18 protein-coding genes are annotated in these 18,927 nt (G+C 54.9%); 10 read left to right on the top strand and 8 right to left on the bottom strand.

The window, feature by feature from the left end:
* Nucleotide 1: 1 nt before the first annotated feature.
* The 4 genes from G0Q06_RS04785 to ilvN are packed head-to-tail and all read right to left on the bottom strand — an operon-like array spanning nucleotide 2 to nucleotide 3,252.
* The gene (locus tag G0Q06_RS04785; protein ID WP_163962970.1) at nucleotides 2-796 is read right to left on the bottom strand and encodes a uroporphyrinogen-III synthase; all 795 of its coding nucleotides are present in this window, start codon (nucleotides 794-796) and stop codon (nucleotides 2-4) included.
* Nucleotides 793-1,656: a hydroxymethylbilane synthase gene (gene hemC, locus G0Q06_RS04780; protein WP_163962968.1), complete on the bottom strand. Its 864-nt coding sequence runs from the start codon at nucleotides 1,654-1,656 to the stop codon at nucleotides 793-795. Before hemC ends, G0Q06_RS04785 begins: the two co-directional genes overlap by 4 nt.
* A 49-nt stretch (nucleotides 1,657-1,705) precedes the next feature.
* The gene (gene ilvC, locus G0Q06_RS04775; protein WP_163962965.1) at nucleotides 1,706-2,737 is read right to left on the bottom strand and encodes a ketol-acid reductoisomerase; all 1,032 of its coding nucleotides are present in this window, start codon (nucleotides 2,735-2,737) and stop codon (nucleotides 1,706-1,708) included.
* Nucleotides 2,738-2,763: 26 nt separating this feature from the next.
* Nucleotides 2,764-3,252, bottom strand: coding sequence for an acetolactate synthase small subunit (gene ilvN, locus G0Q06_RS04770; RefSeq protein ID WP_163962963.1), 489 nt, complete (start codon nucleotides 3,250-3,252; stop codon nucleotides 2,764-2,766).
* Nucleotides 3,253-3,580: 328 nt separating this feature from the next.
* Here ilvN and rph point away from each other — a divergent pair, with 328 nt between their 5' ends.
* A complete protein-coding gene (rph, locus tag G0Q06_RS04765; protein WP_163962953.1) occupies nucleotides 3,581-4,342 on the top strand; it encodes a ribonuclease PH in 762 nt (253 codons plus the stop codon).
* Here rph and G0Q06_RS04760 read toward each other — a convergent pair.
* On the bottom strand, nucleotides 4,315-6,363 hold the full coding sequence (locus G0Q06_RS04760; protein ID WP_163962951.1) for a PAS domain-containing hybrid sensor histidine kinase/response regulator: 2,049 nt from the start codon (nucleotides 6,361-6,363) through the stop codon (nucleotides 4,315-4,317). The two genes, rph and G0Q06_RS04760, sit on opposite strands and share 28 nt — an antisense overlap.
* 281 nt (nucleotides 6,364-6,644) lie before the next feature.
* Between G0Q06_RS04760 and sucC the strand changes: the two genes are divergently transcribed.
* Together sucC and sucD are read left to right on the top strand one after the other, a co-directional pair.
* Nucleotides 6,645-7,838 carry an ADP-forming succinate--CoA ligase subunit beta gene (sucC, locus tag G0Q06_RS04755; protein ID WP_163962949.1) on the top strand — a complete coding sequence of 398 codons (1,194 nt, stop codon included), beginning with the start codon at nucleotides 6,645-6,647 and terminating at the stop codon, nucleotides 7,836-7,838.
* 24 nt (nucleotides 7,839-7,862) lie between these two features.
* Nucleotides 7,863-8,738, top strand: coding sequence for a succinate--CoA ligase subunit alpha (sucD, locus tag G0Q06_RS04750; protein ID WP_163962947.1), 876 nt, complete (start codon nucleotides 7,863-7,865; stop codon nucleotides 8,736-8,738).
* A 28-nt stretch (nucleotides 8,739-8,766) separates the two neighbouring features.
* On the opposite strand, the gene G0Q06_RS04745 is transcribed toward sucD, so the two are convergent.
* A complete protein-coding gene (locus tag G0Q06_RS04745; RefSeq protein WP_163962945.1) occupies nucleotides 8,767-9,063 on the bottom strand; it encodes a 4a-hydroxytetrahydrobiopterin dehydratase in 297 nt (98 codons plus the stop codon).
* A gap of 124 nt (nucleotides 9,064-9,187) precedes the next feature.
* Here G0Q06_RS04745 and trhO point away from each other — a divergent pair, with 124 nt between their 5' ends.
* Together trhO and thpR are read left to right on the top strand one after the other, a co-directional pair.
* On the top strand, nucleotides 9,188-10,135 hold the full coding sequence (gene trhO / locus G0Q06_RS04740; RefSeq protein ID WP_163963337.1) for an oxygen-dependent tRNA uridine(34) hydroxylase TrhO: 948 nt from the start codon (nucleotides 9,188-9,190) through the stop codon (nucleotides 10,133-10,135).
* Nucleotides 10,128-10,709 (top strand): RNA 2',3'-cyclic phosphodiesterase, encoded by a 582-nt coding sequence (gene thpR, locus G0Q06_RS04735; RefSeq protein ID WP_163962943.1) that lies wholly within the window; start codon nucleotides 10,128-10,130, stop codon nucleotides 10,707-10,709. Before trhO ends, thpR begins: the two co-directional genes overlap by 8 nt.
* Before the next feature lie 44 nt (nucleotides 10,710-10,753).
* On the opposite strand, the gene G0Q06_RS04730 is transcribed toward thpR, so the two are convergent.
* Nucleotides 10,754-11,659: an NAD-dependent epimerase/dehydratase family protein gene (locus G0Q06_RS04730; protein WP_163962942.1), complete on the bottom strand. Its 906-nt coding sequence runs from the start codon at nucleotides 11,657-11,659 to the stop codon at nucleotides 10,754-10,756.
* Between the two features lie 190 nt (nucleotides 11,660-11,849).
* Between G0Q06_RS04730 and hemF the strand changes: the two genes are divergently transcribed.
* The 5 genes from hemF (at nucleotide 11,850) to G0Q06_RS04705 (ending at nucleotide 15,844) form a co-directional block, all read left to right on the top strand.
* Nucleotides 11,850-12,767 carry an oxygen-dependent coproporphyrinogen oxidase gene (gene hemF, locus G0Q06_RS04725; protein WP_425496119.1) on the top strand — a complete coding sequence of 306 codons (918 nt, stop codon included), beginning with the start codon at nucleotides 11,850-11,852 and terminating at the stop codon, nucleotides 12,765-12,767.
* Nucleotides 12,768-12,810: 43 nt separating this feature from the next.
* Nucleotides 12,811-13,848, top strand: coding sequence for a uroporphyrinogen decarboxylase (gene hemE / locus G0Q06_RS04720; protein WP_163962940.1), 1,038 nt, complete (start codon nucleotides 12,811-12,813; stop codon nucleotides 13,846-13,848).
* A 1-nt stretch (nucleotide 13,849) separates the two neighbouring features.
* Nucleotides 13,850-13,999 carry a hypothetical protein gene (locus G0Q06_RS04715; protein ID WP_163962939.1) on the top strand — a complete coding sequence of 50 codons (150 nt, stop codon included), beginning with the start codon at nucleotides 13,850-13,852 and terminating at the stop codon, nucleotides 13,997-13,999.
* Between the two features lie 151 nt (nucleotides 14,000-14,150).
* A complete protein-coding gene (fbaA, locus tag G0Q06_RS04710; RefSeq protein ID WP_163962938.1) occupies nucleotides 14,151-15,185 on the top strand; it encodes a class II fructose-bisphosphate aldolase in 1,035 nt (344 codons plus the stop codon).
* A gap of 68 nt (nucleotides 15,186-15,253) precedes the next feature.
* Nucleotides 15,254-15,844 carry an HAD family hydrolase gene (locus G0Q06_RS04705; protein WP_163962937.1) on the top strand — a complete coding sequence of 197 codons (591 nt, stop codon included), beginning with the start codon at nucleotides 15,254-15,256 and terminating at the stop codon, nucleotides 15,842-15,844.
* A gap of 158 nt (nucleotides 15,845-16,002) precedes the next feature.
* Here G0Q06_RS04705 and G0Q06_RS04700 read toward each other — a convergent pair whose 3' ends face one another.
* Nucleotides 16,003-18,870, bottom strand: a complete 2,868-nt coding sequence (locus G0Q06_RS04700; RefSeq protein WP_163962936.1) for a bifunctional fucokinase/fucose-1-phosphate guanylyltransferase — start codon at nucleotides 18,868-18,870, stop codon at nucleotides 16,003-16,005.
* Between the last annotated feature and the right edge of the window lie 57 nt (nucleotides 18,871-18,927).

Genomic DNA, 18,927 nt, shown 5'->3' with positions numbered 1-18,927 from the left:
TTCAGGCCTTGCCCGAAAAATAGTCCACAAGGGCGGCCACCATGCCGTCCAGTCCGGGATCCGAAGCCTCGACAGCAACCGGAATACCCGCTTTCTTCATGCGCTCGCTTGTAGTGGGTCCAAAACTACAAAGAGCCGGCACCTTGGCACCCTTTTCCAGTTGGAGATGTTTTGCCTGCTCCCCGAATGCCTCCACGGACGAGGCGCTGGCGAAGACCAGGGCATCTGCGCCTTCCTTGCGGAATCGCGAAGCTTCCTCGTTCCCCTCCAGATCACAAAAGTGTGTCGAGTAAACCCTCAGCGAATCGACAATGGCCCGGTCTTCCCAGAGCCGCTTGACCAGATCCTCCTTGTTTCGGTTACCCGTGATGACGAGCACCTTCAAGTTGTCCAAGGTCTCCTCATCCTCGAGGGCTTTTGCCAAATCATCGGCCGTGGCACTGGGAGCAACCAGATCCGCCCGAAGATGATACTCACCCAGTGCCTCAACAGTCCCCTTTCCGACAACCGCGATGCGGACAAATCCGAGCGAGCGGATATCATCATAAGCCTTAAGAAAAGCATTGAAGAAGTGTTTCACGCCATTCCGGCTGGTAAAGATCAACCATTCATAGCTGGCAAACTCCTTGAAAATCTCGACTGCGCTTTCACCGTCGATATCAAAGCGGACCTCAATCAGGGGAATTTCAAGAATTTCCGCCCCAAGTGCTTTCAGACGGCCAGCAAGCCGACTAGCGCCCTCGACGTTGCGCGTGAGGACAATGCGCCTGCCACTCAATGGTTGTGACTGGATCATGACACTTGTTCGGCTACCCACTCCGTCATCCCCGTGGGATTCAGATGACTCACTTCTTCCGGAACCTCCAAGCAACGATAGCCGGTGGCCTCATCGAAAACATGCAGTTGGCCATCGGTGAAATGGGCTGCTGTGGCGGAGTGGCATCCACCCCCCATGGCCGCGAGATAAGCCCGCTCGAGATGAACCGCACGGGCTGTTTGCTCACAGAGCAGACTGGCAAAAACCGGTCCATCTTCGGCCCGTACCTGCAACCCGATCGCTCCCTGACCGGCAGCCGGTACGCTGCGGGTGATCGGGATAGGGAGAAATCGCAGGCCCTCGTAATGATCAATGCCCAAGCGGTATAAACCCGCCTGCGCCATTACGGTGGCTTCCGCCTCCCCTTCAGAAATCTTCCTCAGGCGTGTATTCACATTGCCCCGGATCTCCTTCCACGCGGCATTTGGATAGACCGCCTTCAGCTGCGCACGGCGCCGTGGGCTACTGGTGGCAATCAAAGCCGGCTCGGTCACTGATTCCCGAATGATGAGCAAATCCCCTGCAGGTGCCCGGGGCAGAAAGCCTGCAAGAACAACCCCTTCGGGCATTTCCGTAGGGAGGTCCTTGGAGGAATGCACTGCCAGGTCGCCGTCTCCCTTGACGATCGCCTCTTCCAATGCAGACGTGAAAAGTCCCTTGCCGCCGCTCGTTTCAAGCGACCAGGCAAGGCGCTCATCGCCCGTCGTGCTCATCGGAATCAGCTCAAAGTCCCAATGAGGGCAAGCCGCACCGAGGGCCTCAATGGCAATCTCGGTTTGCCGCATGGCGAGTGGGGACTTGCGGGTCACCACCCGGATTGTGCGCTTCTCCTCAGGCATTGTAAAAAAATCCGGCCCGTGGAGTGAACCACGAGCCGGGAATTAAAAATCAGGAAGAATACCCGGCTTGCGCACCCTTCAGGTTCCGCTTTTTGACCCAGGGCATGAGGCTGCGCAAGCGATCCCCGGTCTTTTCGATCGGGTGCTTCACACTATCCTTCTGGAACTGCTTGTAGTTCGGGAAACCGGCTTCAGCTTCCTTGATCCATTCACGGGCAAACTTGCCGCTCTGGATATCCTTCAGGACCTTTTGCATGGCCTTCTTGGAGGAAGCGTTAATCACTTTTGGTCCACGGGTGTAGTCACCATACTCGGCGGTCTCGGAAATGCTGAAACGCATTCCGCTGACCCCGGATTCAACCATCATGTCGACGATCAACTTCAATTCGTGCAGACACTCAAAGTAAGCCATCTCCGGCTGGTATCCGGCATCGACAAGTGTCTCATAGCCGGCCTGGACAAGTGCGCTGGCGCCACCGCAAAGAACTGCCTGCTCGCCAAACAAGTCTGTTTCCGTCTCTTCCTTGAAAGTTGTCTGGATAACACCGGCCCGAGCCGAGCCAATCCCCTTGGCCCATGCCAGGGCGATCTTCTTGGAATCCTTTGCGGATCCCTTCAGAACAGCAATCAATGCTGGCACGCCCTTCCCCTCGAGGTACTGCGCACGCACGGTGTGGCCGGGTCCCTTCGGGGCGACCATGATCACGCTCACACCCTTCGGCGGAGTAACGAGACCGTAGAGAATCGCAAAACCGTGGATAAAGACCAGCGTCTTGCCCTTGGTCAGGTTCGGCTGGATCTCGCTTTCGTAGACGGACTTCTGCTTCATGTCCGGAACGGCAATCATGATCACATCGGCCCGCTGAACCGCTTCAGCCACCTCGACCACCTCAAACCCGAGCTTTCTGGCCACAGGAATGGATTTGCTCCCCTTGTAAAGCCCGACCAGCACGGTCATGCCACTTTCCTTGAGGTTCAACGCATGTGCGTGCCCCTGGGAACCAAAGCCGATAACGGCGAGGGTCTTGTTCTTGATTGTACGGAGATCCGCGTCCTTGTCTGTATACACCTTTGCAGGCATTGTTTATCAACCTTTCCTGTTTTGAATTAGAGTTCGAGTTTGCGATTGCGCGGAAGGGCTGCTGTCCCTGTCCGTGCCATTTGTTTGATTCCAAAATGTGTGATCATCTCAAGAAAGCCATCAATCTTGGATTGGCGGCCAGTCATTTCGATAATCATGCTTCGATGCGAGACATCCACAATGTTCGCACGGAAAATTTCACAAATCTGCAACAATTCGGCGCGCTTGGAGCCATCGGCAGCCACCTTGACCAATACAAGTTCACGGGCCGCGTACTGGCCTTGCGCCAGATCCTGGACCTCAATCACGTCAATCAGCTTGTGAAGCTGTTTAATCGCCTGATCAAGCTGCTGGGTATCGCCTTTGACGGTGGCGGTGATGCGCGAGTATCGCGGATCGTGAGTCGGGGCAACATTCAGGGTGTCGATGTTGAACCCGCGCCCGCTGAACATCCCGGCCACTCGGGCCAGCACCCCAAACTTGTTTTCCACAAGGACGGATAGCGTGTGTCGCATGATTGGTTTTCTTTGCTCTCCTCACTCCCTGCGCGGACCTCGCAAGCAGTTTGGAATAGGTGGTTATCTCATCAATTTGGGCCCGCTCAAAACCCTCACCATTCAGGCCATCCACGGTTCTTGGCAAGCAAATAAAAGAAAGCCCCGACGGTGCTGGTGCACTGTCGGGGCTGTTCCTCACTCCTGATATCCAAACAACCAAGTTAAACTACGACAAACTACTACAATCTAAACACATGAAATGCTTGTAGGGATTGAGACGGGGTCACCTCTCTCTTTGTTCACTTTTTTCGTGCTTTTTTTCCCAACCTGCCTCTACCTTGCCGGCATGGAGAATAAAACACGCACTGACGGACGACAGCCCGATGAATTAAGGCCCATCCATTTCGAATTGGATTTTGCCCCGCACGCCAGCGGATCGGTTTTGGCGTGCTTCGGGAACACCCGGGTTATCTGTGCTGCCACCCTAGAGCCCAACGTGCCACGCTGGATGAAGGCCCAGGGCGTGGAGGGCGGATGGATGTCGGCCGAATATAGCATGCTCCCCTACTCGACCCTCGACCGCAAAAAGCGCGATATTGCCAAAGGACGCCAGGATGGGCGCTCCGTGGAAATCCAGCGCCTGATCGGGCGCAGCCTGCGCGCTGTGGCCGACCTTTCCAAGCTGCCAGGTCATACCCTCTGGGTGGATTGTGATGTCCTGCAAGCCGACGGCGGGACGCGTACCGCCTCCATCACCGGCGCATGGCTCGCCGCCGAAGTGGCCATTCGCCGCGCGATCAACAAAGGCGCATTGGCGGAGTCCCCTTTCCGTGAGCCGGTGGCCGCGGTCAGTGTGGGTGTCCTTGAAGACCTTGGCCTTTTGGATTTGTGTTATGTTGAGGATCGCGATGCTTCCGTCGACGCCAACATTGTCATGACCGGATCAGGACAATTTGTCGAGGCACAGGCCTCAGGTGAGGAAGCCACCTTCTCGCACGATCAACTGATCCAGCTATTGGATCTCGCGAAAGGCGGTATCATGAAGTTGGTTCAATTGCAGAACGAGTCGCTGGCGTCCGCTCAACTGGAACGCCCCATCGACTTGTAGGCCTTGATCGCTTCCTTCAAATCCTGAATTGTCAGCGGCTTGTTCACGAATGCATTGATACCTGATTTGTAAGCCCGCTCACGGTCCTCGTCGGCGACACATCCGGTGACTGCGATTATGTAGGCCTCGCGGTTGACTTCGCCACAATCACCATCGCGGATTCTCCTCGTTGCCTCATATCCATCCACTCCGGGCATCATTAGATCCATCAGGATGATCTCGTAGTTCTGCCTCTTCAACTGTTCCAGCAGCTCGCGCCCGTTTTCAGTTGTATCGCAAACATAGCCCAGAAAATGCATCAGGCTGCTGTTGACCTCGAGGCTGCTTTTTTCGTCGTCAACGACCATCACTGTGGCCTTTTCCTCTGCACCCTCCTCCGGGGAACCGGAATGTTTTTTCCGCCGCGTCTTGGGTCGTTGCAGATGCTCCGGGACCGGGGAGAAAGGAATTGTTAACTCAATCGTTGTTCCTTTCCCTTCCTCGCTTTGGACACTTATTGTGCCGTGCATTGCGTCCACCAGCTTCTGGGCAATGGCAAGGCCCAACCCGGCCCCGGAATATTTCTCGGCAAATTCAGTTTCTGCGCGGGCAAACGGCTCAAAGAGCTTATCCACCTGTTCCGGTTTCATGCCCACGCCGGTATCGCTCAAGGTAAACTTCAGCATCTGCACATGCCCGCCGTTGAGACGAACTTTTTCAACCGCCGCTTCCAGATCGACATGCCCGGTGTGCGTGAACCGGATGGAATTTGTGATGAGCGTGCCGAGGACCTGCTGCAGCCTCAGTCTGTCCTGATAAAGCTCAGTGTCGCCCTCCACATTGTCCTTCACCCTCAGCTCGATTCCCCGCGACTTGGCGTCGAAAGCATACAGGTTGTCGATCTCCATCAGGAGGTCGTGCACATCGGTCGGTTCCGGGGAAAGTTTAAGCGCACCTGCTTCGATCTTCGCGTAGTCCAGGACCTCATCAAGCAGTTTCAGGAGGTTCTTTCCGGCCTTCAGGATCATCTGCGCCATTTCCTTCGAGTCCCCGTCAAGGTTCGGATCAGAGGCAAGCAAATCAGCAAAACCGATGACAGGATTCATCGGGGTCCGTATCTCATGACTGGCCAATGAGAGGTAAGCCGACTTTTCCCGGTTGGCCTTGTCTGCGGCCGCCTTCTGAAGGAGCGCCTGCTCTCGCAAATGGCGAGCCTCCTCAAGGTCCTGACGCATGACTTCCACCCGTTTGCGGCTGTCGTCAATATTCAGGGCGGAAACAATGAAATCAGTCTTGCCCTCGGCTTCCGGCTCAGCCGGCCGGCCACTGAGACGTACCCAGCGATAACCGCCCATCAGGTGGCGAAGCCGGAACTCCAATTGGACCACTTCACGGTTACCAATGGCGTACTGGATTCGGTCCATAACCTGTTGCCGGTCATCCGGGTGCACCATACCGGACCAGCCTTCACGAACTTGCTCGACAAGCGTGCTGCCTGTGAAATTGAGCCAGGATTCATTGTAAAAATAGGGAATTCCGTCCTCACCTGAAATCCAGACCATTGCCGGAATACGGCCCAGAAGATCCTCCTGGAAATCCAGTGATTTGCGTCGCCTCAAGTCCAGTTCCTCGCGTTCCGTGACGTCCCGGAACTGCAAAATCAGGCAATCTTTGTCGACCAACCCCGGATGCTTGTACTCGCGCAAATCCGCCTCAATGTACCGTCGGCCTGTCTCCGGAAATTCGATCCATCCACGAAAAGTTGCCTGCCCATCGCTGCGCGCCCTTTGCAGAAGCACTTTCAGCCGCTTCTCGTAAATGTCTGCCCCCATCACCTCGCTGATCGATTGCCCGCGGACCGTCTCTAACCCCAGGCCATACTGCGCGGCATACGCCTTGTTCATGAACAGGAAACTGTCCGCTGCATCAACGATCCCAATCGGTTGATCCAACGCATGAAGGACATGCAGAGCCAGGTCATCCGGTTTCGCGGATACGCCTGTACGGAAGGAATTTCCTTCCTCTATCTCGTTTTCAGACATGTTGACAGCAGCAGATCCCTAGAATTTGCCATTTCGAGTCATTATAGGGACTTATACCTATACGTGGGCTAAAGTTTTCGGTCAAGTGAATTGTATTAATCAGTTAAGGTAAGGTCTATACCCTATTTTTATCCAAAAATCCACTGAAATCAACCTGCCCTCTGAAAAGAGTGAAAAACCGAATATGATGAAAGTAAAACCAATCTTTATAGTAAATAAGAAAAGGGTTGTCAGGAAATTTTGTAGGTTTTCTATCAAATCTTTATCGAATAACAAAACGAATGAACATACACGAATTTCAAGCAAAGGAACTATTTGCCGGATACGGGATCCCGATTGCCAAGGGTATTGCTGTAAAAGCTGAGTCCGAATTTGATAATGCGCTCGCGCAACTACCTGATGGAAAGATAGTTGTAAAAGCCCAAATCCATGCTGGAGGCCGGGGAAAAGGGACCTTCACGGATGGTTTCAAAGGGGGCGTTCACGTTTGCCCGGACAAGTCAACGGCACGGGAAACCGCCTCGAAAATGCTGAATAACACCTTGGTCACGCATCAGACGGGCCCGGAGGGTAAATTAGTGAAAACCCTCTACTTCAATGAGCCTTGCGCCATCGAGAAGGAATATTACCTGGCCATCACGCTGGATCGCGCTGGCAGCCGGCCGGTCATCATCGCCTCGACTGAAGGTGGGATGGATATTGAGACCGTTGCCGCGGAGACCCCGGAAAAGATCACCCGCGTCTTCATCGACCCGGCCCAGGGCCTTCAGCCACACCACAAGCGATCAGTCGCCTTCGGTTTGGGATTCAGCGACAAGGCCCAGCTCAAACAGCTGGATAAACTGCTCACCGGGCTTTATAAATTTTATTGGGAAAAGGACGCTAGCCTCGTTGAGATCAATCCCCTGATCACAGCTCCTGACGGCGCAATCATCGCGTTGGACGCAAAGGTTGGCTTTGATGAAAGTGCGCTCTTCCGCCATCCGGACGTGGTTAACCTGCGCGACCTCGACGAGGAGGATCCGAAGGAGGTCGAGGCCAGCAAGCACGGCCTGAGCTACATTGCGCTGGACGGGAATATCGCCTGCCTCGTGAACGGAGCCGGCTTGGCCATGGCCACGATGGACATCATCAAGCACTTTGGCGGCAATCCGGCCAACTTCCTCGATGTGGGTGGTGGAGCCAGTGAGGAGGCTGTCACGGAAGCGTTCAAGATCATCCTCAGCGACCCGAACGTGGAAGGGATCCTGGTCAACATTTTCGGAGGCATCATGAGTTGCAAGGTGATTGCCAAAGGCATCATTGCCGCCGCCAAGAATGTCGAAATCAAAGTTCCGCTGGTGGTCCGTCTGGAAGGAAATGAAGTCAAGGAAGGCAAGGCTCTGCTTGATGAAAGCGGACTTGCTCTCACTTCTGCGGACAGCTTGAGCGACGCGGCCAAGAAGGTCGTCGAACTGGTCAAGGCCTCCAACTGAAATTCTTAATACAGGAAAATTTAAATGTCGGTACTAGTCGGAAAAGAAACCCGCGTCGTCGGTCAGGGGATCACAGGAACCTTTGGCAAATTGCACGCGTTGAAAAACATTGAATACGGCACACAATATGTAGCCGCAGTCACTCCGGGGAAAGGTGGACAAACTTTCGAAGGAAAGCTGCCAATCTTTAACACGGTGAAAGAGGCTGTGGAGAAGGAAGGCGCCAACACCAGCGTTATCTTCGTCCCGCCACCTTTTGCCGCGGATGGCATTCTCGAGGCGATTGACGCAGGTATTGAGCTGGTGATTTGCATCACTGAGGGAATTCCCGTGAAGGACATGGCCGTGGTGAAGGACGCACTCAAGAAATCGAGCACGCGCCTGATCGGTCCAAACTGCCCGGGCATCATCACGCCGGGTGTCTGCAACATTGGCATCATGCCGGGATACATTGCCCAGCCGGGCAAGGTCGGCGTAGTCAGTCGCTCGGGCACCCTCACCTATGAGGCAATGTACCAGGTGACTCAACGCGGGCATGGTCAAAGCACCTGCATTGGAATTGGTGGAGACCCGATCAACGGGACTAATCACACCGATGCCATCAAGCTTTTCAATGAGGATCCGGAAACTGAGGCGATCGTCATGATTGGCGAAATTGGTGGATCCGCGGAAGAGGAAGCGGCGGCCTACATCAAGGAGCACGTGAAAAAGCCAGTGGCGGCCTTTATCGCCGGCATGACAGCTCCCCCCGGGCGCCGGATGGGACATGCCGGTGCAATTGTATCTGGTGGAAGCGGAACCGCCGAAGCGAAAGTTGCTGCCCTCAAGGATGCCGGCATCGCCGTTGCCCCGACTCCCAGCGATATTGCTGAGGCACTGTTTTCAGTATACAAGGTTTGAGACCGCCTGGAGGCGGGACTCCAATTAATTACAAGAGCCCTTCGACCACCTTCTCAATGAGGGCGGCGAGGCGCAGGTCCTTGTCGGTAATCTTGTCACCGGCATCGTGCGTGCACAGGCGGATTTCAAGGGTATTGTAGCTGATGAGGACATCCGGATGGTGGTTGGTCTCCTCTACCTCATAACTGATGCGGACCATCGCGGTCACCGCTTCGCGAAATGATTGAAAGGTGAAGGATTTCACCAATTGATCATTCTTCCCCGACCAGCCGGGTAATCCGCTCAATGCCGCTTGCAACTCACCCTCAGATATCATGTGGCTCATAATCTATTCCTGACCAAAATTCGGTAAACTGTCAAAGTTGGAGTTCCGCCTTCGTCTTACGGTGGTGTCCCGCCCCCATCCTTTCCTTGTCAATTCCGCCATCATATCCTTTCGTGCCCCTACCATGACCCATTACGCGGTGACTGCCTTTTATAAATTCGTTGATCTGAAGGATCTCGCCAGCCTGAAGTCCATTCTGGAAACCAAGGGCTCCGAGCTAGGGATTCTCGGTACCATCCTCTTGGCGGAGGAAGGGATCAACAGCACGATTGCAGGACTTCCTGGGAAACTGGATACCTTCATGGCATTTCTCCGCTCCCTGGAACCCTTTGAGGATCTTGAGGAAAAACGATCTGGATCGGAGGGTCCACCCTTCTATCGGTTCAAGGTTCGCCTGAAAAAGGAGATTGTGACTATCGGGGTTCCCGAAGCTGACCCGCGTAAAGCGGTTGGGAAATATGTGGACCCGCAGGAATGGAACAACCTGATTGAGGATCCGAATACCGTCCTCATTGACACGCGTAACGATTACGAAGTGGCAATGGGGAAGTTCAAGGGCGCCATCGATCCGGAGACACCCTCATTCCGCGATTTTCCCAAATGGGCTGAGGAACACCTTGCCAAGAAGCCCGACCAGAAAATCGCCATGTATTGCACAGGGGGCATCCGCTGTGAGAAAGCCACTTCCCTGCTCAAGCAGATGGGCTACCGAAATGTCTATCACTTGAAGGGTGGTATTTTAAAGTACCTTGAAACCATACCGCCCGAGCAATCGACATGGGAGGGCAGTTGCTTCGTATTTGACCAACGCGTCGGTCTGGAGCACGGGCTGCGGGCGAGCGACTACACGCTGTGTCACGGCTGCCGCAATCCCCTCTCCGATCAGGACCGGGACAGTCCCCTCTATGAACCGGGCGTCATGTGTCCTCATTGCGCCAATACACTTTCCGAGGAAAAGATTGCCCGGCTGCGCGAACGGCAACTGCAGGTCCGCCTGGCCGAGGCGCGGGGGGATCACCACATCGGTTCCCTTCCCAACCCTGAACCATTTGAAGAAAACAAGGATGACTGACTCCAGCGAGCCCATCCACACCTTCCGCGGCAAGCGGCTCTTCCTTTCGATTGATCTACCGGATTACGTAAAGGACAGCCTGCTGGCAATTCAGGAGGAGACTCTCAAGGGTTTCAACTGGGTCCCGCGTGAGCGCTTTCATCTCACCCTGAAATTCATCGGGGATATCCCGGGCCAATTTCAGGAGACCATCGAAGCGGCTATTGACCCGATCCAGGTGCGCTCGTTTTTGCTCCCGATTGATGGACTCGGCAGCTTTCCACCGATGGGAAAGGCCCATGCCGTCTGGGCAGGACTCGCTACCGGACATCCTCACCTCTTCCAGCTTCACAAGCGAATAGAGGACGCCCTCTTCAATATCGGCATTGAACCGGAAAAGCGCATTTATCATCCCCACATCACGGTGGCACGGGTCAACCATGCTGCCGATGAGTCAGTCCGCCAATTCCTCAAGCGCCACCAGAATTTTGGAGCGGCGCCCTTCAAGGTCGATGCCTTCCATTTGATGCAAAGCCAGGAGATTGAGGGAAAGCGGGTCTACTCGATCGAGCGGACATGGGAGCTCACACACTGATTGTACGAGCTGAGAGCGCGCGAATCCTAAAGCTTATGAGAGTATCACCGCCCCTTCAGGATATCTGCATAGCCCTCGCGAAAACTTGGATGGGACGGTTTCCAGCCAATGGATTCCTTTAGTTTCGCGTTGCTGACCCGACGATTTGGCAAGCCGCCCTGAGTAGTCCGGCGCGAGGCGCGTGGGCCCAAATCATCTGGATTAAAAGGGATTGTCGGCAGTCCCAGCTTGGTCGCCAGCCAGTCGACGATCTCCTGCTTCCGCGCAGGCTCATCATCAACCACATTAAAAACCTCCGCCACGTTGGGCATCGGCGCATCTAACAATTGGATCAGGGCGGTCACAATGTCCTTCAGGTAAATCAGGTTCAGCCATGCTGACCCATCCCCGGGCAGGGATTGGGCCCCCTCCTGCAAACGGTTTAAATACAAATGCCGACCCGGGCCATAGATTCCCGCCAGACGGGCCACGACTCGCTCAGGAAAAATATCGCTCTGCAAAATTTCCAGTTCTGCCTCACGCAGGACTGCCCCGCTTGGGGACAGGTGATTCATTTCGGGCACATCATCTTCCGACACCCACTCTCCTTCGGTTTGCGGATAGACCGAGGTCGCGCTGCTGTAGATGAAGCGCCTGACCGCAGCTTCCTCCGCCCATGCGCGAATGGAGCGGTTTCCTTCGAGGTAGGACAATTTGTATCCTTCCAACCCCCCGCCGGCTGAGCTGACCAGATTGACCACGGCATCCCATTGCCCTTTCAAGCGACTCTGCCATTCATCCTCGTGCAGGTTTCCAATGATGCGACGTTCCGTCGGTATTTCATTCACTTCTGCCAAAGACTTCGCATTGCGCGAATGGATCCACACCTCCCAGCCTGCCTCAGCTGTTGCCTTGGCAAGGGATCTACCGACATATCCGCATCCGAAAATCATGAGGCGTTTTGATTCCATATCGCAGCTATACCTGCCTTGGCATTGATCAGCAAGTCCTGAGCAGAATTCCGGTCCAGGAATTACGCGGATTTCATAGATTAGGCTGATCCCAATTCTATATCTGTGTGATCCGTGTAATCCGTGGTTGATCCCGCTGCTCCTTGTCTCTTTTTCTTTGACCGCTTCTTCCCTATTCAATGAAACAAAGTTGGACATGATCGAATCCTCCGCCATCAAAGCCTACTTTACCGGACTGCATCGGGGCCTGATCGAACGCCTCACTTTTCTGGATCCGGAGGCCCTCCACGCCGAGGATTCATGGCAACGGGAAGAAGGTGGAGGAGGACTGAGCCATGTCATTACCGACGGACGGCTTGTTGAGAAAGGCGGCGTGAACTTCTCGCATGTCACAGGAGCAAGCCTCCCTCCCTCGGCCACGAAGACCCGCCCGCAATTGGCAAACCGTCCCTTTGAGGCAATGGGCGTCTCCGTGGTCTTTCACCCACAAAACCCTTTTGTCCCCTGCACACACATGAATGTGCGTTACTTTTCCACCCGGGATGATACCGATGCGCCACCCATCTGGTGGTTTGGAGGCGGCTTCGACCTCACTCCCTGCTATGGGTTTGAGGAGGATGCCATCACCTGGCACCAAGCGGCACACGATGCCTGCGCGCCTTTCGGCAATGACCTCTATCCAAGATTCAAGGCTGCTTGCGACCAGTATTTCCATCTCCCCCATCGAGGGGAAGCCCGGGGCATCGGTGGGCTCTTCTTTGACGATTTTGATGAATTGGGACCACAGGACTCCTTTTCCCTTACCCAATCCATCGGGAACGCCTTCCTCCCCGCATGGGAGGGAATCGCTCTCAAGCGGAAAAACACGCCCTACAATCACGATCAAAAATCCTTTCAGAAAATCCGCCGGGGACGCTATGTTGAGTTCAATCTGCTTTACGACCGCGGAACCCTCTTTGGCCTCCAAAGCAACGGCCGTACGGAGAGCATCCTGATGTCGCTTCCTCCACAGGTTCAATGGGCTTACAATCACACACCGGTCCCGGGTTCTCCCGAGGAGTCACTTGTGCGTGACTTTTTAAAACCACGCGATTGGATAAGCTCCTGATTCCATTAAATTAAACCCTTCAGCCCAAGTCCCTGAAAATTACATGACCTCCCGCGACCGTTTCCTGAATGCCTTCACGAATAACGCCCCGGACCGCCCGCCTGTCTGGATCATGCGGCAAGCCGGGCGCTACCTGCCCGAATACCGGGAGCTCAAGACGAAATACGATTTTGTCACCATGGTAAAGACCCCTGATCTGGCGACTGAGGTCACGCTTCAGCCACTCAGGCGATTCCCGCAGCTTGATGCCGCTATCATTTTCAGCGATATCCTCATCGTCCCGGAAGCGATGGGACTTCCCTATTCCTTCCGGGAACAGGGCGGGATTGAAATGGCCGGAGCCATCCGCAGCCATGGGGAAGTCGAAACCCTCGATCCCTCAGCCGTGCGCGAAAAGACTGCCTATATCGCTGATGCCCTCCGGCTTGTCCGGGCCGAACTTGGAAATTCCAAGGCCCTGCTGGGCTTCGGGGGCGCTCCCTGGACGCTGGCGACCTACATGATTGAGGGCGGCTCGAGCAAGGATTTTTCGCATGCGAGGGACATGTTCATCAAGGACCGCGCACTCTTCGACTGCTTGATGGAAAAACTCACCCTAGCCGTCATTGAGCTCTTCAAGAGCCAGGTCGAGGCGGGCGTGGATGCCGTGCAGATTTTTGACTCGTGGGCCGCAGCTGCCCCCGAGGGTCACTACTGGGACTGCTCCCTCAAGTGGATTAACCGGATCATTGAGGCGATTCCCAAGACCACACCCGTCATCCTCTTCTCAAAAGGCATGACCAGCCATCGGGGTGAACTGGCCAAATCCGGGGCGCGCGCGCTCGCCGCAGACCATTCCATTGATCTTCCCTCCTGGCGTAGCCATCTGCCCGCCGACATCGCAGTCCAGGGCAATCTTGACCCGGAGATCATGACAGGCGAGCCCAAGGCTGCCGCCGAGGCCACGCACAAACTCCTTTACGCCATGGCACCATGGAAACGTTATATCTTCAATCTTGGACACGGCATTACCCCGCAAGCCCGTATCGAAACGGTGCAAGCCGTGCTTGAGACAATTGATGGGGCAAAGCAAAAGGGATAGAATGCCTGAAAACAGCCCAGATCCTGTGGAATCGGAGAACATCGACCCATTGCCTCAGGCCAAAAAGCCTTGGCCTCTTTCATGGATTTTAATCGTCATCCTCGCTTACATTGCCTTTCAGACGATTTTCTTCCTCTTTTTTGCCGATTGATGGCCGCATGCCTGATTCAATGCCATCGAGACTTTGATTCCAGACCCATTCAAGGCAGCTAATTCCCGGCTTTTATAATAATTCTTGATCTAAGCCGCTTGGGTCCTAAAGACTCTCCCCTCACTTTCATTAACATAAAACAGAAAATAACATGTCTATAGCCACACCGAAACAATTCGCGTCCATGCTGGATGCGGCTCAAAAAGGCGGATACGCCTACCCGGCCATTAACTGCACCTCGATTCAGACGCTGAATGCCGCTTTCAAGGCCTTCGCCGACCAAAAGTCCGACGGGATCATCCAGTTTTCAACGGGTGCCGGGCAGTTTGCCTCCGGCCTCAATAACTCTGATGCCGCCTACGGGGTCATCATCCTCGCCGAAGCAGCTCACCGGCTGGCCGAGCAGTACGACGTCCTCGTCGCACTCAATACCGACCACTGCCAGCCCGAGAAAGCAGCCAGTTTCCTCAAGCCACTCATTGAGGCCACAACCGCTCGCCGGGCAAAGGGTGAAAACAACCTTTTCCAGAACCACATGCTGGATGCCTCTGGCTTGCCGCTCGAAGAGAATATCGCCATCAGCAAGGAATACATGAAGCTCTGCGCTGAGAACGAAATCGTTCTTGAGGTGGAAGCCGGTGTAGTCGGTGGTGAAGAAGACGGAGCTTCCGGAAGCGAAGATACTCCGGAAGAAAAACTTTACACCACGCCGGAAGACATGTTGGCGGTCTATGAGGCCCTCAGTCCGCTGGGAAGCTTCACCTTCGCCGCGACATTCGGTAATGTCCACGGCCACTACAAGCCAGGTGCGGTCAAACTACGCCCGGAAATCCTCAAGCAGGGTCAGGCTGTTGTGATGGAAAAGCACGGCGCGGATGCCGAAATGGATCTCGTCTTCCACGGTGGTAGCGGCAGTGAGCTTGAGCAGATCCGTGAAACATTGGACTACGGCGTTGTTAAGATGAACGTCGATACGGATACCCAGTATGCCTTTACGCGCCCGATTGTTGACCACGTCATGAAAAACTATGACGGAATCCTCATGATCGATGGCGAATGCGGCAATAAGAAGGCCTACGACCCACGCGGCTACCTGAAGAAGGGTGAGGCCGGAATGTCAGCCCGTATTGCTCGTGCCTGTGACGACTTGCTTTCAACCGGCAAGACGCTTTTCGGGAAGATCTAATTTGTTACCCTGACTCCTAAACCTATAAAAACCGACCCTTCGGGGTCGGTTTTTTTTCTGAAAAATTCATGTTTATACCACCAAAAAAATCCTATCTTGGCTACATCTTCGACTGTGACGGCACCCTTGCCGACACAATGCCATTGCATTTGCGGGCATGGAACTACGGGCTCAAAGCAGCCAACAGCGGATTGGAACTGGATGGCCACTCCTTCATGTCCGTGGCCGGCATGGCCCTTGAGCAAACCATCAAACACTGGAACGAGACACACTCGCTCCAAATCGATGCCGAAGTCGTCATGCGGGAAAAGAATGATTACTTCAAGCGCCACCATGAGGAAATTGACCCGATAATCCCCGTCCTTGAATTTGCCCGGAGCTGCAAGGCCTCCGGGGCCGCCGTAAGTGTTGCTTCCGGCGGGGAAAGACCTGACGTGCTTGAGACATTGCGGCTCATTTGCATGGATGGCTTCTTCCCAGTCATCACCACCGCTGAAGATGTCAAACACTCCAAACCCGCCCCGGACCTGTTTTTGCTCGCTGCTGAAAAAATGGGGATTGCCCCGGCGGATTGCCTGGTCATCGAGGACAGCCTGCTCGGTATCGAAGCTGCGGATACAGCCGGGATGGATTCGGTCCTGGTCCCCCACCCGTTCTAATATCCCGAGCCCGAGTCGGGCCTTCCATGAGTCGGGCCTTCAGGCCCGGTTAACTTCCCTCACATCGGCACCGGCGCTGAAGCGCCGACTCGCAAGTATCGCCTGTTCACGCTCACAATGAGTCGGGCCTTCAGGCCCGGTTAATTTCTTTCCGCGCCCTAGCTACGCGTCACCTGCAGGCCCTCATTTGAAATGGCCACGTCGACAAATCGAGCTCGTGGATTCGGAGGATTCTTGCTGAGGTGTTCCTTGATCTTCTGGGCTGCGGAACTGTCCTTGGCCAACATGAGAAGGTAGCCGCCCCCACCTGCGCCAAGCAATTTGCAACCAGCCATCCAAGGCTCAAGCCCTTTCAGTATTCCTTCGATTTCGGGAGTGTTGGTCCCGGAATCCAAGGCCTGATTCAGCTGCCAACTCCGATCTACTGATGCCGCAAGGTCTTCGTAGCTACCCTCCTGAAGGGACGCCTGTAACCTTAAGGCATTTTTTCCTATCTTCTCAAGGACCCGCAGGCGGTGCTGGCTGTTCAGGAACATGCCCCGGACAATCTCGCCCAAGACATTTTTGGCCACACGCGTGATCCCGGTGTAGTAAAGAAGAATGTTCGGCTGGGCCGATGGATCCGTGAACAAATGGTCGTCAAGCCAATGGACTTTTGGTGACTGGTCCAGCCCCGCAGCTGTATCAAGGTATTTCAAGCCGCGGCAAATTCCACCGAATTGGTCCTGCCATCCGCCACCCGAAGTCAGCATCTGCTCAAGGACCAACACACGCTGCCCGATAATGTAGTGATTCCACCCGAGCTGACAGAGCTCGCTCAGGGCGCCCAGAAGCGTCGCCGAGAGAATGCTGCTGGTACCCAGTCCGGATCCCTTCGGCACCGCGCACAGTAGTGAAATTTCGATACCGCTGCCGAAATTACGGAGAAACTCCTCCAGAGTATCCGGGCACTTTCCGGAATGAAACTCCGGCAGAAACCCACAGAGGGCAAGGGCCGCCTTGGCTATGGCAAATCCGGAACCAAGATCAGCGTAGCTGCGCAGGTCATCGTAGGTATACAACTCCTCGGATATCCCCAGATCGATGGAGCGGATTTTGATTCCCCCTTCCCTTCGTGGCCTGACAAAAACCTGGATGGGGGGTTGTCCGTTCAGCTCGACAGCCACATTCACCACCTTTCCCCCATTGAGGAAACAATACGGAGGTGTGTCCGTCCATCCACCAGCGAGGTCCAAACGAACAGGACTCCGAGCCCAGATAATCTGGTCTTCCAGGCAATCCAAAGCGGGGCGTACCGGGTCACTCTTTGCAGATTTGATCAAGGCGGTACGCAATGCAGCAAATGCCGCTTCCTCCTCATTCTCCCAGTTCTTGTTGCGGCGCTTCAGGACACATGCCCGGAACATCGCGTCCCGGATAAACTTGAACAATTCCCTTTCTTCATCGGGGCGGGCTTCCGGCAGGGAAAATTCACTTTCCGCATAAAGCCCGGCCAGATGTTCCAGATCGACTTGGTAGAAGACGCTACGGTCGGCATGCTTCGCCAGTAACGGCAGGCTGGAGGTGAGAAAGGCATCGCGTTGCTCCTTGATGGCAGGCAAGTCCGCGTCGCGGGAAATAGTCTCCGCCGAGATACGCCGCAAATCCTTGTAAGCATTGGCACAATCACCCTCGCCAGTGAGGAGCCACTGGAGAATTGTTGAATCAATTTCCCCTTTAAAAACCGGAAAGATCGCTGCCTCTTGTAAATCAGTTGAAGGGTCCAGCCCAAGCTCTTCCAGACTGATTCCACGGCTAATCAGCCAGCTGTTGAAGGATACTCCAGCATAGAGCGTCTGTTCATCACCAACCGGTCCCCGGAACGGATCACGAATGCCGTAAACCCGCACTACTCGCCCCCCATCCTTTAAAGGCACGCAATCAAGACAAAGGCCTGCCGGAACGGAAAGTGACCAGTCATTCTCCGGAATACCGGTAATGACATGCTCGCTATCCAATGACCAATTGGCCCCCAAGTGGCTGTTCTCAACCCAAATCTGAGACTGTTTCTCCGATAGAAGCCCCTTTCCGAGAAAACTATTCTGCACGAACATGGATGGGTGCGGCTTGATATTGGTCGTGGAAAGCTGGCGCTGGTCGATGATCCGGTTTTGCAGCCTCAAGGTCGATTCAATCAAGTCCGGGCCGCTGCCGAAGTGATAAAACTCCCCACCCTCCAACGGGAGTATGGCTGAGCTGAGCGCATTGACTTCCTCGTCCTTGCGGTGGGGATTCATTCCCAGAGCCGGACCAAAGTCCCCGTAGAGATCATACGCCTCGACCGGGCTGTTGCCGGATTCCCCTCCACTTGAGGTAAAGCACCGCTCCAGCAGGACACGCATGGCGCGCCCACTGAGTAGCCAGACACCAACATCCAACAGGAAATAATGGTCCCGTGCACAATTGCGGATTTCGTCCAGTGTCGGCTTTTGCAACATGAACGATAGGGATTCCGGATCATTTCGCGGTGTGAAAAAGACCCCGTGTCGGGTGGCCTGTTCCGGCTCGCCCCAAATTCCCAGGCATACCACATCCGCGGAAGGAAGCGACGCCGGAAGGCGATCCGCATGGAGCATGACATCACCGCTGGCAATGAGCCATCGGGAATCCTCCCCGGCCGTTTCCATGACCTGCTCGAGAAACGGCACCTGCAAGTCGAGAAGGGTCTGGTTGATACGCTGCCCGGTGGACCAGCGAAAGACTGGTACCGGAATGAGCGCCTTCCCCTCCGCCGCGTAACCCGGCAATCGCCGGCTTTGTCCCCCGGCATGCAACAGAATGCCTTTTTCTCTTTCAATCCACTCCGGGAAGTCTCCCTTGCGTCCGGCAGAAGCCCACGCCTCGCGCAGCAGATGGATCGTCCCTCCCCCGCTGCCCAGCTTGCTTCCAGCTGGATCATGCGTGCAAAACCACTCGGGAGACGCTTTCCCTGTCAGTTCGGTAAATTGATCTGCAACGGATGGTGATAAACTGATCAGTTTTTGCATTAAATGTGATTAAATACATGAAAAGCATCCGCACAATCCAAAGATAATTCGATTTAG

The sequence above is a fragment of the Oceanipulchritudo coccoides genome (genome assembly GCF_010500615.1).
Lineage (GTDB): Bacteria > Verrucomicrobiota > Verrucomicrobiia > Opitutales > Oceanipulchritudinaceae > Oceanipulchritudo > Oceanipulchritudo coccoides.
The sequence above is the reverse complement of the archived record's forward strand: the minus strand, read 5'-3'. Positions and strand labels throughout refer to the sequence as shown.

Coding starts and splice junctions, on each gene's coding strand:
- G0Q06_RS04785 (WP_163962970.1), bottom strand. CDS start 796: ATGATCCAGTCACAACCATTGAGTGGCAGGCGCATTGTCCTCACGCGC.
- hemC (WP_163962968.1), bottom strand. CDS start 1,656: ATGCCTGAGGAGAAGCGCACAATCCGGGTGGTGACCCGCAAGTCCCCA.
- ilvC (WP_163962965.1), bottom strand. CDS start 2,737: ATGCCTGCAAAGGTGTATACAGACAAGGACGCGGATCTCCGTACAATC.
- ilvN (WP_163962963.1), bottom strand. CDS start 3,252: ATGCGACACACGCTATCCGTCCTTGTGGAAAACAAGTTTGGGGTGCTG.
- rph (WP_163962953.1), top strand. CDS start 3,581: ATGGAGAATAAAACACGCACTGACGGACGACAGCCCGATGAATTAAGG.
- G0Q06_RS04760 (WP_163962951.1), bottom strand. CDS start 6,363: ATGTCTGAAAACGAGATAGAGGAAGGAAATTCCTTCCGTACAGGCGTA.
- sucC (WP_163962949.1), top strand. CDS start 6,645: ATGAACATACACGAATTTCAAGCAAAGGAACTATTTGCCGGATACGGG.
- sucD (WP_163962947.1), top strand. CDS start 7,863: ATGTCGGTACTAGTCGGAAAAGAAACCCGCGTCGTCGGTCAGGGGATC.
- G0Q06_RS04745 (WP_163962945.1), bottom strand. CDS start 9,063: ATGAGCCACATGATATCTGAGGGTGAGTTGCAAGCGGCATTGAGCGGA.
- trhO (WP_163963337.1), top strand. CDS start 9,188: ATGACCCATTACGCGGTGACTGCCTTTTATAAATTCGTTGATCTGAAG.
- thpR (WP_163962943.1), top strand. CDS start 10,128: ATGACTGACTCCAGCGAGCCCATCCACACCTTCCGCGGCAAGCGGCTC.
- G0Q06_RS04730 (WP_163962942.1), bottom strand. CDS start 11,659: ATGGAATCAAAACGCCTCATGATTTTCGGATGCGGATATGTCGGTAGA.
- hemE (WP_163962940.1), top strand. CDS start 12,811: ATGACCTCCCGCGACCGTTTCCTGAATGCCTTCACGAATAACGCCCCG.
- G0Q06_RS04715 (WP_163962939.1), top strand. CDS start 13,850: ATGCCTGAAAACAGCCCAGATCCTGTGGAATCGGAGAACATCGACCCA.
- fbaA (WP_163962938.1), top strand. CDS start 14,151: ATGTCTATAGCCACACCGAAACAATTCGCGTCCATGCTGGATGCGGCT.
- G0Q06_RS04705 (WP_163962937.1), top strand. CDS start 15,254: ATGTTTATACCACCAAAAAAATCCTATCTTGGCTACATCTTCGACTGT.
- G0Q06_RS04700 (WP_163962936.1), bottom strand. CDS start 18,870: ATGCAAAAACTGATCAGTTTATCACCATCCGTTGCAGATCAATTTACC.